Below are 14682 nucleotides of genomic sequence, written 5' to 3'. Positions count from 1 at the left end.
TTTCCAAAAGAATTAATTGCATCGGGGTGATAATAAAGGTGATTTATATTCGATTTGTAAAAAGATTGATAGATTTTGTTCTTTCCGTAATAGGTTTACTAGTGTTATCACCTGTATTTATATTATTGATTTTATGTATAAAGTTAGATTCTGAGGGGCCGATATTTTTCAAACAACGCCGGATAGGCAAGGATAAGCAGGAATTTCTTATCCTTAAATTTCGAACTATGAAGATTGATACACCTAAAGATACGCCGACCCATCTTCTTCAAAATCCAGAAAGCTATATTACAAGGGTTGGTAGATTTTTACGTAAAACCAGCTTGGATGAACTTCCACAAATCATTAATATTATCAAAGGTGAAATGAGTATAATTGGTCCGCGCCCCGCCCTTTGGAATCAATATGATTTAATTGAAGAACGGGATAAATATGGAGCAAATGGCATTACTCCCGGGTTAACAGGATGGGCGCAAATAAATGGAAGAGATGAACTTCCGATTAAGGAAAAAGCGCTACTTGATGGTGAATATGTTGAGAGAATGAGTCTAGCTTTTGACATTAAAGTATTCTTTAAGACTGTTCAGAGTGTACTTAGGAGTGAGGGAATTAAAGAGGGTAGTAGCCATTAACTTCTCTTTAGTTTGAGAAAGTCAAGGAGGAATATGGATGCTTTTTGTTACGGGGATAACCGGCCATACTGGAAAATGGTTTTTAAATAGATTGGCAGCCGAAAAATATCCAGGAAAGATTAGATGCCTGGTCAGAGAAGGCAGTAATACCACGCTTCTTGATAATTCCGGTCTTAATGTAGAAAAAGTATATGGAAGCTTGGAAGACACAGGGTTATTAGAATCGACCATGGCTGGTGTAGAAACAGTTGTACATATTTCATCTATAACATTTTCAAATAACGTTATGGACGCTGCCATAAAAAATAATGTTAAATGGGCAATACTTGTTCACACAACAGGCAGGTATTCTAAATATAAAAGCGCCTCTGAAGAGTACATAAAAATAGAAGATGGAATTCTAAAGAAGCGCGATCAAATCGGAATTACAGTATTAAGGCCGACAATGATATATGGTTCCTCTGGAGATAGAAATATGTATAAACTTGTAGATTATTTATACAGGCATAAATTTTTTCCTATCTTCGGAAAAGGGGAGAATTTAATGCAGCCTGTTCATGCTAAAGATCTCGGGAATGCATATTATGATGTTCTTACAAATAGAGATAGAACCTTTAATAAAGAATATAACTTATCAGGAGAAGAACCTATTAAGTATCTTGATTTGGTTAAATGTGTTTCAGAAACTTTGCAAAGAAAGAATACAATTGTAAAAATTCCGCTGTCTATTTCTATATTAGCAGCAAAAATATATAATGCGATAAACAAAAACGCAGTCATTTCTGTTGAACAAGTACTTAGAATGCAGGAAGACAAAGACTTTGATTATGACGAAGCTGCCTGGGACTTTGGATACTCTCCTTTATCTTTTCAAGAAGGAATAAAAGGGGAAGTGCAAGAGTATTTAAATAGCGTACAAAGAGGCAAATGAAAATGAAAATTCTTGTGGTTTGCCAATATTTCTTTCCTGAGCAATTCAGAGTAAATGATATTTGCTTTGAGCTTGTCACCCAGGGGCATCAAGTGACTGTGTTGACAGGCCTTCCTAATTATCCTAGTGGAATAGTAGATCAAAGATATAAGAAATTTAAAAATAGAACAGAAGAAATAAATGGAGTAAAAGTTACTCGTTGCTGGCTCCTTGGAAGAGGAAAGGGAACAAAAAGATTGGCATTGAATTATCTCAGTTTTGCGTTGACATCAAGCATTAAAGCTTTATTTTTGAAAAAGGATTTTAATTTGATTTTAGTCTATCAGCTATCCCCGGTGACAATGGCGATTCCAGCTATTCTGCTGAGAAAACTGACTAAAAAGCCACTGGTGTTATATTGCTTTGATCTTTGGCCTGAAAGTATTGCTTCCGCTGGGATCAATTCTTATAGTAAAACATATAGTGCTCTGCTAAAGTTGAGCAAGTGGATTTACAAAAGTGCGGATGAAATATTAATAAGCTCTATAATGTTTGAAGAGTACTTTAAGAATACTTTAGATATTCAAAAGAAGATTTATCATCTTCCAGTATATGCAGAAGGGCAATTTGAGAACATTAAAACAAGAAATGCCGGTAAGGAAATTAATTTAGTTTTTGCAGGAAATATTGGCGAAATGCAAAGTGTAGAAACCATTATTTACGCAGCAAATGAATTAAAACAGGAACAATCTATTAAATTTCATATCGTAGGGGACGGTTCTTCTCGAGATAAATGTGAACAGCTAGCTGCACAATTTAAACTTTCTAATGTCATTTTCCATGGACAACATCCAATTACTGAAATGCCAAAGTTTTATAATATGGCAGATGCTTTTCTGGTAACGCTGAAATCAAATAAAATAATTTCTTATACATTACCAGGAAAAGTCCAATCTTATATGGCCTCTGGCAAACCAATCATTGGTGCAATCGACGGAGAGACGAAACTAGTGATAAATGATGCCCAATGCGGGATTTGTGGATCAGCAGAAGATTATAAAGAGCTGGCTAAAAACATCAGAAAATTTGCAGCAGAAAAAGAGATGCACCTAACATATGGGCAAAACGGTAAAAGGTATTACAATGCCAACTTTTCTAAGACAGTTTTCTTTGAGAAATTAAACAACAGCTTGATGAAAAATTATTAGATGGGGATGTTAAATTTGTTTAAAGATAAAACATTACTAATTACTGGCGGAACAGGTTCCTTTGGAAACGCAGTAATGAATAGGTTTCTGAATACGGACTTAAGAGAGATTCGTATTTTTTCACGAGATGAGAAAAAACAAGATGATATGAGGAAGCAATATAAAAGTGATAAGCTTAAATTTTATATTGGGGATGTCAGAGATTTGGCCAGTGTAAAGAATACAATGCATGGAGTGGATTATATCTTCCATGCAGCAGCTTTAAAGCAGGTTCCATCATGTGAATTCTTCCCACTTGAAGCTGTCAAAACAAATATCATAGGGACAGATAATGTCTTGACAGCGGCAATTGAATATGGTGTGAAAAAGGTAATTTGTCTTTCTACAGATAAGGCAGCTTACCCGATCAATGCTATGGGGATTTCAAAAGCGATGATGGAGAAAGTATTCGTTGCCAAATCTAAAACAGTATCTCCAGAAAGAACTCTTATCTGTGGAACCAGGTATGGAAACGTTATGGCTTCTCGCGGTTCTGTTATTCCCTTATTCATTGAGCAGATAAAAAATGGACAGCCATTAACTGTTACAGATCCCCATATGACCAGATTCCTTATGAGTCTGGAGGAAGCAGTTGAACTGGTGGTATTTGCTTTCCATAATGCCTTGGCAGGTGATATTATGGTTCAAAAATCTCCCGCATCAACAGTAGGGTCCCTGGCACAAGCATTAAAAGAATTGTTTAACGCTGATAACGAAATTAAAGTCATTGGTACCCGTCATGGTGAAAAGCTTTATGAAACTCTGCTCACAAGAGAAGAGCACGTAGTTGCTGAAGATATGGGTGGTTTCTACAGGGTACCAGTTGATAACAGGGATCTGAATTATGATAAATATTTTGCTGATGGAGACCATAATCTTTCCTTAGGTGAAGAATATAACTCTCATAATACGGAACGATTGAACATTAAACAAATAAAAGAAAAACTCCTTGAGCTGCATTATGTGCAAAATGAGCTTAAGGCTTGGGACAAAAAAGCTTTAACGATGAGTTAAGGGGCTGTGAAGAGAGATGAAGATACTTGTTACAGGAGCAAAAGGATTTGTGGGGAAAAACCTGGTAATGGAATTAAGGAACCAGGGATACACCGATATTATAGAATTTAATAAAGATACCGATCCAGCCTTATTAGAGCAGTATACTAAAGAGTGTGAGTTTATCTTCCATTTAGCCGGAGTCAACAGACCAAAAGAAGAGGAAGATTTTTTGGAAGGAAACTTCGAGCTTACTTCTACTTTATTGAAACTATTGTCTAAGAATAATAATAAGGCTCCAATACTGATTACTTCATCTACCCAAGCTGAACTGGACAATCCTTATGGAAGAAGTAAAAAGGCAGCTGAGGATTTGTTATTTGCCTACAATCAAGAAACGGGAGCAAAAGTATTGGTATACAGGCTCCCCAATTTATTTGGTAAGTGGAGTCGCCCCAACTATAATACTGTAGTTGCAACTTATTGCCACAATATAGCTAGAGGATTAGATATCAAAATAAACAATCCAAATACAGAACTTACTCTTTGCTATATAGATGATGTATTAGAAGAGTTTATAAGAGCTTTAGAGGGAAATCCAACTATCCAAGATGACTATTGCGCTGTCCCTATAACTCATTCAATCAAGCTTGGTGATTTAGCCAAGGTTATAAAAGGCTTTAAAGAAAGCAGGAATTACTTAAGTATACCTAATATGAAAGATGCATTGACAAAGAAGCTTTATAGCACCTATTTGAGCTTTTTACCTGAAAACCAATTTTCCTATGAGCTTAAGATGAATGTAGATCAAAGAGGATCTTTTACAGAGTTTATTAAGACTCCGGATAGAGGACAAGTCTCCGTTAATATTTCTAAACCTGGCATTACGAAAGGAAACCACTGGCATCATACGAAGAATGAAAAGTTTCTTGTGGTAAGTGGAAAAGGAGTTATCCGCTTTAGGGAAATTGACTCCGATGAAGTCATTGAATATTTTGTCAGTGGGGAAAAGTTGGAGGTAGTAGATATACCTACTGGCTACACACATAATATTGAAAATCTTGGTGATACCGATATGGTCACTATTATGTGGGCAAATGAGTTCTTTGATCCAGAGAAGCCAGACACTTACTACTTGGAGGTATAACTCGATGCAGAAGTTAAAAGTAATGACAGTCGTTGGTACCAGACCAGAGATAATAAGACTGTCTGCTGTAATTAATAAATTAGAACAATCAGAAGCAATAGACCATATACTTGTCCATACGGGCCAAAACTATGATTATGAATTAAATGAAGTGTTTTTTAAGGATTTTAATTTGAAAAAGCCGGATTATTTTCTTAACGCAGCTACTGGAACAGCGGTAGAAACTATAGGAAATATCCTTATAAAAATAGATCCTATAATGGAAGAAGTAAAACCAGATGCTTTCCTGGTACTAGGAGATACAAATAGTTGTTTATGTGCGATAGCAGCCAAGAGAAGACAGATCCCAATTTTTCATATGGAAGCTGGAAATCGATGTTTCGATCAGAGAGTTCCCGAGGAAACAAACAGAAAAATTGTGGACCATATTTCAGATATCAACTTAACTTACAGTGATATTGCAAGAGAGTATTTATTAAGAGAAGGCCTGTCTGCAGACAGGGTAATTAAGACCGGAAGTCCAATGTTTGAGGTACTGAATTCAAGAAAAGATGACATTGATAGTTCCAATATTTTAGAGCGATTACAGTTAGAAAAAGGTAGGTATTTTGTAGTTTCAGCTCATAGAGATGAAAACATTAATTCAGAAACTAATTTCTTTGACTTAGTAGATAGCTTAAATGCAGTAGCTGAAAAGTATAATTTGCCAGTTATAGTGAGCACTCATCCAAGAACTAAAAATATGATAGAAGCTAGAGGGGTAGAGTTTCATTCGCTTGTGAAGACAATGAAACCTTTAGGCTTTAATGATTATAATAAGCTTCAAATTAATGCTAAAGCGGTTCTTAGTGATAGCGGCACAATTAGTGAAGAATCTTCTATTCTTGGTTTTAGAGCACTTAATATTAGACAAGCCCATGAGAGACCTGAAGCAATGGAAGAAGCATCTGTTATGATGGTAGGTCTAAAAAAAGAGAGAATATTACAAGGGTTAGAGGTTTTAGAATCACAAGAAAATAGTACATTCAGGCTTGTATCAGATTATAGTATTCCTAATGTTTCGGATAAGGTATTAAGAATTGTAATGTCTTATACAGACTATGTTAACAGGGTTGTTTGGAGCAAATAAAGGAGAGAAAATTTTTATGAAAAAGAGGGAATATCAAATTTGTTCGAACTGCGTAATGGATACGACAGATAGTAAAATCATTTTTGATGAAAAAGGTGTGTGTGATTATTGTAATAGCTATTACAATGAAATCTTACCTAATTGGCAACCGGGTAAAAATGATGAGGTAGAGTTAGAAAAGATCTCAGCGCAGATTCGCGAATCTGGTAAAGGCCAAAAATATGATTGCATTCTTGGTCTTAGTGGAGGTACTGATAGCTCCTATTTGGCCTATATAGCAAAAGAAAAGATGGGGTTGAGGCCATTAATTTATACAGTTGATACTGGATGGAACTTGAATGTTGCTGTAGAAAACATTGAGAGGCTTGTAAAAGCATTAGATTTAGATATGTACACAGAAGTAATTAATTGGAATGAGATGAAAGACTTACAGCTGGCATTTTTTAAATCCCAAGTAGCATATCAGGATTTACCACAAGATCATGTAATTTTTGCTGGACTATATAACTATGCAGTGAAGAATGGTATCAAATATGTATTGACAGGTTCAAATAACGCTACAGAATGTGTTCGACCGCCAATAGAGTGGGTACATCTTAATGATCTTAAACTAATTAAAGATATTCATAAAAAATATGGAAAGATTAAACTAAAGACTCTCCCGATGTGTGGCATGTTTAAATATAGATTACACTATGCCTACGTTAAAGGAATGAAACGTGTAGCTCCACTCGACATTATTCACTACGATAAAGATGCAGCTGAAAAAGAATTAAAGGAAAAATTCGGGTGGGAAAAATACGAGAATAAACATTATGAAAATATTTTTACTAGATTTTATGAAGGGTATTATTTGCCGAAGAAATTTGGATATGATAAGAGAAAATCCTATTATTCAAACATGATTCTAACTGGACAGATGACCCGAAAGGAAGCATTAAACAAATTACAAGAATCTCCATATAATGAGGAAACTATGTTGGAGGACATAGAATATATTTCAAAAAAGTTAGGAATTTCTAAAAATGAATTTGAACAAATTATTAATGGCGAAAACAAAACGTATCAAAATTATAAAAACTCATTAGGTTTAATTGAGTTTTCTATTAAAATGGCTAAAAAGCTAGGGGTAGAGAAACGAAATTTTCGTTAATAACAATTATAGGTGATAGATTTGATAGCAATATTAGATTATGGAGTTGGAAATGTTAGTTCGATTCTTAATATGTTTAAAAAAATAGGAGTCCCCGCTATTATTACAAATGAAATTGCAGAAGTAGAAAAGGCGGAGAAATTAATTCTGCCTGGTGTTGGTTCATTTGATTCGGGAATGGATAAGTTAAATAAGAGTGGATTGGCGGAAGCAATCAGAAAACACACAATCGCTGAGCAAAAACCTCTCCTCGGAATATGTCTCGGTATGCAAATGTTGGGAAGGAAAAGTGAGGAAGGGACTAGTGAAGGGTTATCATTGATTCCCTTCGAAAACAAACGTTTTGATTTTAATTGGAATAAATCCGTAAAAGTACCTCATATGGGTTGGGATATCACAGAAAATATGATGAAAGACGATCCATTACTACATGGTCTGGATTCAATGCAAAGGTATTATTTTGTACATTCCTATCATGCCGTTTGTGACAGTGAAGAAAATGTTTTAATGAAATGTAATTATGGATATTCCTTTGCGGCTTCGGTTAAAAAAGGGAATATATATGGAGTGCAATTTCACCCGGAAAAGAGTCATAATTTCGGAATGGCTTTGCTGGAAAATTTTGCAAGGAGGATCTGATATGTATCACAGACCAAGGCTGATTCCTTGTCTTACTATTCAGGATAGAGGTCTAGTGAAAACCACAAAGTTTTCCAACCCTCGTTATCTAGGTGATCCAGTGAACGCTGTCAAGATTTTTAATGGTAAAGGCGTGGATGAATTATGCATTTTAGATATAACTGCTACGTCTGAAAATCGAGGTCCTGACTTTGAATATTTAAAGGATATCGCAAGTGAGGCTTTCATGCCATTAAGTTATGGAGGAGGGATTACGACACTGACAGAAATAGAAAAATTATTTTATATAGGATATGAAAAAGTCATTATTAATACTTCTTTCATTTTAAATCCCCAATTAATTAAAGATGCAGCAGAACTTGCTGGTAGCCAAAGTGTGGTGGTATCCATCGATGTTAAGAATGAACTATTTGGTAAGAGATATTGTTATATAAATGGTGGTAGTATCAAAGCCAAGGAAGATCCAGTAACCCTTGCAAAAAAAGCTGAAGAGTTAGGGGCAGGAGAGATATTACTAAATTCCATTACTTATGACGGAACAATGAAAGGATACGATTTGGAACTAGTAAAAAGTATTACTGCGGCAGTTTCCATTCCTGTAATAGCTTGCGGTGGTGCTAAAGATATTATTGATTTTAAAAAAGTACTTGAAAAAGGGGGGGCACATGCTGCTGCAGCTGGAAGTCTGTTTGTTTATTATGGATCTCACAAAGCTGTTTTGATTACAGCACCTGAAGAAAATGATTTAGTAGAAATAGGAGTATATAAAATGTAACCTTTATAATAACTGTATGTATTTTAGTGTATTAAAAAAGGATCTTTTAGAAGATTTGTTTTGGAGAGGACAAAATTATGAAGGTATTAGTAACTGATAATGCTCATTTATATAAAACTCCTGACGGGAAATATTATACTCCTTCTATATATAATTATGAGTTTTTCCAAAGGTATTTAAATGTATTTGATGAAGTAAGATTTGTTTCAAAAACAAAATATGTAAATAGTATTGATGAATCAAAATTCTTACTTGTGAGTAGAAAAGGCTTAGAAATATACGAATTACCTTGGTATCAGGGACTTAAAGGGTTGATTAAAAATATATTTAAGTTAATTTTTAGGTATCGTAAAGTATTTGATGGATGTGATTGTTATATTTTTCGAGTTGCCCAGCTCGAAAGTTATTTAGCATATCTTATCGGGAATAGTGGTGGAAAACCATATGCATTGGAAATTGTAAATGATCCAGCAGCATCTACTGATGTTAAAGGTATTTTTAAGTGGATAAACGTGTATACTCTAAAATTTATGGTGAAAAGAGCACATGGAGTTTCATACGTGACCAAGAATTATTTGCAAAAAAAATATCCTAGAATACCTAAATCAAAAGTAAAAAGCTTAGATGATAGTTTCTTTGAAGGTAGTTATTCCTCTATTGAACTACCGGAGAGATATATATTAAAACCTAAGAGATATACTAAGCGAAAAAATTCATTTGAGGTTATTCATGTTGCCAATACAATTAATGGATTTAGTAAAGGGCATAAAACATTAATTGAGGTCATTAGATTAGTCAGTGATAAAGGATATAATGTTACTGCATGTTGTATAGGGGATGGAGATTCTGTATCTGAGTTTCAACAATATGCACAGAGTCTTGGTATTAGTGAACGCATAAAGTTTACGGGTAGAATTCATTCAAATGAAGTCCTCATGCACCGCTTAGCACAAAGTGATTTATTTTTATTCCCATCGTATTATGAAGGATTGCCTAGATCTGTTATAGAAGCCCAAGCGGCCGGACTCCCTTGTCTATCAACACCAGTTGGTGGCATTCCCGAATTGCTACCAGAAAAATATTTGTTTAAACCAGATGATAGTCCTGGGTTTGCCGATAAATTAATAGAATTAATAAATAATCCTGAGGAATTAGAGCAAATGAGTCATTACAATATTAAAATTGCTAAAAACTATTCTTCAGAGAAATTAAGTATGGAACGTAATGCTTTTTATAAAAAGTTGCAAAGACTCGCTAAAAATAATGAATTTTAGTTAAGGGTATTTTTGGAGGTATTAATTTGAGTGAAGAAAAATTGGATATCTTGTATAATGGGTGTTTTTGTGGAGAGGATATTTTTGAACTAATTGTAAAAAACCAAGTTATTCCTATGTCATATGCACAAGAAAAATTAGAAAAGATGATTTTTAAAGGTGCATTATTAAATAATATAAAGATAACTGCAATTTCTTCCGTACCAGCACGTGCTTATCCTGGGAATCGGATTTTATGGTGGAGATCAAGGAAAAATAAAGTAAATGAAAATGTAAAATTAATACAACTCCCATTTTTAAATCTGTTGATTTTAAAACAACTAATGTTTTTTCTGGGAAGTTTTTTTCAAACTTTTGTTTGGTGTATGAAGAACAGAAATAATAAACAAAAAGCGATGTTATCTTATTCTGCGAATCCTCCAATATTACTTCCAATGCTATTAATATGTAAATTATTTAGGGTGAAAAGTTTCATTCTTGTTACTGAAATAACAAAATTAAGGTTCTTTGATGGTCAGTCATCAATCATACGATCACTTTTGTTAAAAATCATGCTTAAAGTGTCTTCGTTTCTACATGAGCAATTTGAAGGATATATCTTGATAACTAAAAATATGAATCATTTGGTAAATAAAAAGAAAATGCCATATATTATAATGGAAGGGATGGTTGACATCGATGATCTTAACATTGTTGATGAAGCTTCAAGCGAAACTCAAAATCATAAGAAAATAATAACTTATTCAGGTTCTCTTAATAATGAATATGGATTTAGAACGTTAATAAATGGGTTTAAAAAATTAGGTTTTGAAAATATTGAACTTATTTTTTGTGGACAAGGTAGTTTTAGTGAAGAATTAATAGAGGAAACAAAGTTAGATAAAAGGATAAGGTATTTAGGAATGTTACCATTTAAAGATGTTTTACAAGTGCAGAAAAAATCACATTTTTTAATAAATCCAAGGCCAACAAATAATATCTTTACGAATTATTCATTCCCTTCAAAGACAATAGAATATTTACTCACTGAAACTCCGGTGATTTCTACTAAACTTAATGGAATCCCGGGGGAATACTCTGATTATTTAATCTATTTGGAAGATGAAACCGAAGAGGGGATATATCAATTTTTTAACGATCTTCTTAGAAGTGATTATTCTAAATTTAAGATAGCTGCTATTAAAGGGAAAAAATTTATTATTAGGGAGAAAAATGTTAAAGTTCAAACTATGAGAATATTTAATTTTATAAAAAATACAATTAATAAAACTAATTAGGGCTGATATGATAATAAATAAACCCCATTTATATCTAATATTTTTAAAAATTGAAGGGAGGGATAGTTGTGACTATTTATTATATTAATCAATTAATATTAGGATTGTTTTCATTATTAAGTGGAAATAATAAAAATTATAGGAAGTATTTTTTGCTACTTATTTGTTTTATAACATTGTTTGTTGGATTGAGATATAATGTAGGCAATGATTATGCAGAGTATTTTGCTGAATTTTATTATTTTCAGAATGGAAATAGCATTGATAATTATTATGAACCTATTTATGCTTTAATAAACAAAATTTCTACTTCTCCCATACAAGTATTTTTTATATGCTCGGTTTTATCTTTTCTATTTTTATATTTAGCATTTAATTACTTTAATCCAGAAAAAAGTATATTACTCTTTTCCCTATATTTCGGATTTTATTTAATTCTATTTAACATCCATATAATAAGACAAGGTGTAGCAATTGCAATAATAATGTATTCATGGAAGTTTATAGTTAAACAAAAATTTTGGACTTTTAGTTTATTAGTATTGATAGCAATGGGATTCCATGTCTCTGCTATTTTTGCCTTTCCGATGTACTTTTTGGCTAGATTAAATATTCCAATTAATTTTAAATTTTTTCTTATATGGCTATCACCAATTTTGCTGTTTATTATTATTAAAGCAAATGCATTAATATTTAGTCTTTTGTCAATAATTCCGTTCTTTGCAAGATACGCTCAGGTATATAGTTATGGTGTTTATAGTGAAATTGAAGGACTTTCGTTTGGATTTGTCTTAAACATTATTCTTTTTGTATTAGTTGGAGTTTACATTAATAAATTAAAAAAAAACAATTTTAAAAAAATTGATAAGAAAAAAGAAATATTAATTAACATATTTTTTTATTCTATTATTTTTGCTGTCATTTTAAGATTCAACGCAACAGCATTAAGGGCAAATTACTTCTATCAAGTTTCAAACATTTTTATTTTTGCACTTATAATAGATTACTTTAAGGAGAAAAAAATTGTTAAATTGCTATTGCTAGTAGTGTCTTTTTTATATCTTTATCAAAATTTAACTACAGGGAACGCAGTTTTAGAATATAAAACTATATTTCAGAGGTAATTCTTATGAATATTCTTCTAAGACTAAAAATCAAGTATGATCATTATAAAATTCGTAATATGTTAAAGAAAAAAGGAGTGATTTTGTATAATAGTGTAAATCTTGGTGGTGAGCCATATTTAATATCAATAGGTAAAAATACTTTAATTGCTCCGAACGTAACTTTTATTAATCATGATGAGTCTAAACGTGTAGCTCAAAATATTAGAAACTCAGACGTTTACTACAACAGCTATAAAACTGGAATGTTTGGAAAAATAACAATTGGTGAAAATTGTTTTATCGGTTATGAATCCCTTATATTACCAAATACTAAAATTGGAAATAATGTTATTGTTGGTGCGAGATCAGTAGTAAAGGGAAATTTAGAGTCAGGATTTGTTTATGCCGGTAGCCCTGTAAAGAAGATTTGTAGTATTGATGAGTATTATGAGAAAATTAAAGATAAAATTGTTTTGATTCCGGATTCGGTTAATAAATCAAATTATTTTGAACTAAAACAATATATTTTAAACATAATGGACATGGCGAACTAATGAAAAAAACCGCATTTTTTTTGATTTTGATTTCTCTAATAGGGAAATTTCTTGGATTTGGAAAATATGTGGCACTATCTTATTATTTCGGGGCTGGTATTATTAGTGATGCTTTTGTGCTATCTATTACAATTCCAACAGTAATTTTTGCATTTATTGGAATTGGTTTATCAACATCTTTTATCCCTGTATATAATGATGTGCTTTCTAAAAATGGTCAGGAATATGCCAATAGATTTACAAGTAAATTGATTACATTACTATTATTTATAAATACTGCCTTAGTAGCGTTAGTTTTTTTTAATACTGATACCATAATAAAATTATTTGCATCTGGATTTACTACAGAAGCAATAAAATTAACTAATACTTTAATTAAAGTATCAATTATAGGAGTGTATTTTAGCGGAACTATATATATTCTAAGTAGTTTACTTCAAGTAAAAAAGATATTCATTATCCCTGCCATTTCAGAAATACCAATAAATATATTTTCCATTCTAGGTATTTACTTCGCCAGTAAAGGTAATATTGTCTATATTCAATTATTTACAATTATAGGGACTATAATTCAATTTATAATTTTGTATTTATTAACTATTAAACATGGTTATAGATACAAGTTTCATAATAACTTATTTGATGAAAATGTTAAAAAGTTATTAAAAAACTCTATCCCAGCAGTTCTGGGAATATCAGTTAATCAGATTAACATAATTATTGATAGAACTATAGCTAGTCATATTATTATAGGTGGTCTAGCAATTCTAGATTATGCTAACAGAATTACAGATGTTATTCAATCTGTAATAGTCTTATCAATAATATCTTTGGTATATCCTCAGGTTTCAAAACAGGCAGTATCTGAAGACTTTTCTAAAGTAAATTACACTATTTATCAATCAGTCGTAAGTATAATGTCAATTATTATACCTATTACAGTTTATTATATAGTGTTTTCTGAACAAATAATTAACATTGTTTATGCGAGAGGGAAATTTGATAGTAGTGCGATTCAAATGACTGCAAATTGTTTAGTAATGTTCTCAATAGGTATGCTAAGTGTTGGGATAAGAGAACTTTTAGCAAGAGTTTTTTATTCTTTTCATGATACAAAAACTCCTATGGTTTATTCTAGTTTATCTATATTAATAAATATACTATTAGCCATAATCTTAACTAGGTTTATTGGTCTTAGTGGCCTACCATTAGCAACAAGCTTATCTTCAATTATTACTGTCGTTTTTTTCTTTATTAGTCTCAAAAAGAAGTTAGCGACATTAAATATTAAGCAGATAGTTATTTCTTTAATGAAGATTTTAACTGCATCCATTATCATGGGGTTCGCTGTTAAATTCGCATTTATTATAATGGTAGATTACACAAATGAATTTATTTCATTACTTGGAGCAGTTTTAATAGGAGGTGCTGTATATTTATTTGTTTTAGTGTGTATTAATATAAACTCTAAACAAAAAATTAAACTTTTTATTTAGATTTGACAATAACAAAGATATAAAAAGTTCTTCACATAACTTGAGGTTTTAAGAAGAGAACTTTCGTCAACATTCTTCTGTAAGGACCATCGTAAAAACATTGCCTTATAATTGAGTAAATTGTAATAAATAGACCCTAAAGAAAAAATAGATCTGAACTCACTAGCGTTGCATAAATGTAGTTAGAATATTCAGTTAATACATTTCCATGATTTTGAGCCAAAAAGACAAAGCCTGAAGAAAGGTGGCACTGCCCATTTGGTAAAAATATACATTTAGACTAGAGTGACAAAGACAATAGGACTCTTACGGACTGGAGCGTTCGTCAAACTTTCGTAACCAAACATAAG

14 protein-coding genes are annotated in these 14682 nt (G+C 32.0%); all 14 read left to right on the top strand.

The genetic code is table 11. The features are described from left to right. Positions 1-38: 38 nt before the first annotated feature. The 14 genes from CU633_RS17880 (at position 39) to murJ (ending at position 14332) form a co-directional block, all read left to right on the top strand. Positions 39-632, top strand: a complete 594-nt coding sequence (locus CU633_RS17880; RefSeq protein ID WP_101661941.1) for a sugar transferase — start codon at positions 39-41, stop codon at positions 630-632. A 37-nt stretch (positions 633-669) separates the two neighbouring features. Further along, complete coding sequence (locus CU633_RS17875) at positions 670-1563, top strand: NAD-dependent epimerase/dehydratase family protein (protein ID WP_101661940.1); 894 nt, start codon at positions 670-672, stop codon at positions 1561-1563. 2 nt (positions 1564-1565) lie between these two features. Next, positions 1566-2750 (top strand): glycosyltransferase family 4 protein, encoded by a 1185-nt coding sequence (locus CU633_RS17870; RefSeq protein WP_180955023.1) that lies wholly within the window; start codon positions 1566-1568, stop codon positions 2748-2750. A gap of 15 nt (positions 2751-2765) precedes the next feature. Then, positions 2766-3803, top strand: coding sequence for a polysaccharide biosynthesis protein (locus tag CU633_RS17865; protein ID WP_101661939.1), 1038 nt, complete (start codon positions 2766-2768; stop codon positions 3801-3803). Between the two features lie 16 nt (positions 3804-3819). After that, entirely contained in the window at positions 3820-4929 is a 1110-nt protein-coding gene (locus tag CU633_RS17860; protein WP_101661938.1) for a capsular polysaccharide biosynthesis protein CapF, read from the top strand. Between the two features lie 4 nt (positions 4930-4933). After that, a complete protein-coding gene (gene wecB / locus CU633_RS17855) occupies positions 4934-6058 on the top strand; it encodes a non-hydrolyzing UDP-N-acetylglucosamine 2-epimerase (RefSeq protein ID WP_101661937.1) in 1125 nt (374 codons plus the stop codon). Positions 6059-6074: 16 nt separating this feature from the next. Further along, the gene (locus tag CU633_RS17850; RefSeq protein ID WP_101661936.1) at positions 6075-7211 is read left to right on the top strand and encodes an N-acetyl sugar amidotransferase; all 1137 of its coding nucleotides are present in this window, start codon (positions 6075-6077) and stop codon (positions 7209-7211) included. Between the two features lie 21 nt (positions 7212-7232). Beyond that, on the top strand, positions 7233-7850 hold the full coding sequence (gene hisH, locus CU633_RS17845; RefSeq protein WP_101661935.1) for an imidazole glycerol phosphate synthase subunit HisH: 618 nt from the start codon (positions 7233-7235) through the stop codon (positions 7848-7850). Between the two features lies 1 nt (position 7851). After that, the gene (locus CU633_RS17840; protein ID WP_101661934.1) at positions 7852-8625 is read left to right on the top strand and encodes an AglZ/HisF2 family acetamidino modification protein; all 774 of its coding nucleotides are present in this window, start codon (positions 7852-7854) and stop codon (positions 8623-8625) included. Positions 8626-8702: 77 nt separating this feature from the next. Then, positions 8703-9899, top strand: a complete 1197-nt coding sequence (locus CU633_RS17835) for a glycosyltransferase family 4 protein (protein ID WP_101661933.1) — start codon at positions 8703-8705, stop codon at positions 9897-9899. Positions 9900-9925: 26 nt separating this feature from the next. Continuing rightward, on the top strand, positions 9926-11176 hold the full coding sequence (locus CU633_RS17830) for a glycosyltransferase (protein WP_101661932.1): 1251 nt from the start codon (positions 9926-9928) through the stop codon (positions 11174-11176). Between the two features lie 68 nt (positions 11177-11244). Continuing rightward, positions 11245-12300 carry an EpsG family protein gene (locus CU633_RS17825; RefSeq protein WP_180955022.1) on the top strand — a complete coding sequence of 352 codons (1056 nt, stop codon included), beginning with the start codon at positions 11245-11247 and terminating at the stop codon, positions 12298-12300. Positions 12301-12305: 5 nt separating this feature from the next. Then, positions 12306-12836 (top strand): acyltransferase, encoded by a 531-nt coding sequence (locus CU633_RS17820; RefSeq protein ID WP_101661930.1) that lies wholly within the window; start codon positions 12306-12308, stop codon positions 12834-12836. Then, a complete protein-coding gene (gene murJ, locus CU633_RS17815; RefSeq protein WP_101661929.1) occupies positions 12836-14332 on the top strand; it encodes a murein biosynthesis integral membrane protein MurJ in 1497 nt (498 codons plus the stop codon). Before CU633_RS17820 ends, murJ begins: the two co-directional genes overlap by 1 nt. Positions 14333-14682: the final 350 nt, after the last annotated feature.

This window comes from Bacillus sp. V3-13 (genome assembly GCF_002860165.1).
Taxonomy (GTDB): domain Bacteria; phylum Bacillota; class Bacilli; order Bacillales; family Cytobacillaceae; genus Bacillus_BJ.
Note: the sequence above shows the minus strand (reverse complement) of the source record. Positions and strands in the feature narration are given on the sequence as shown.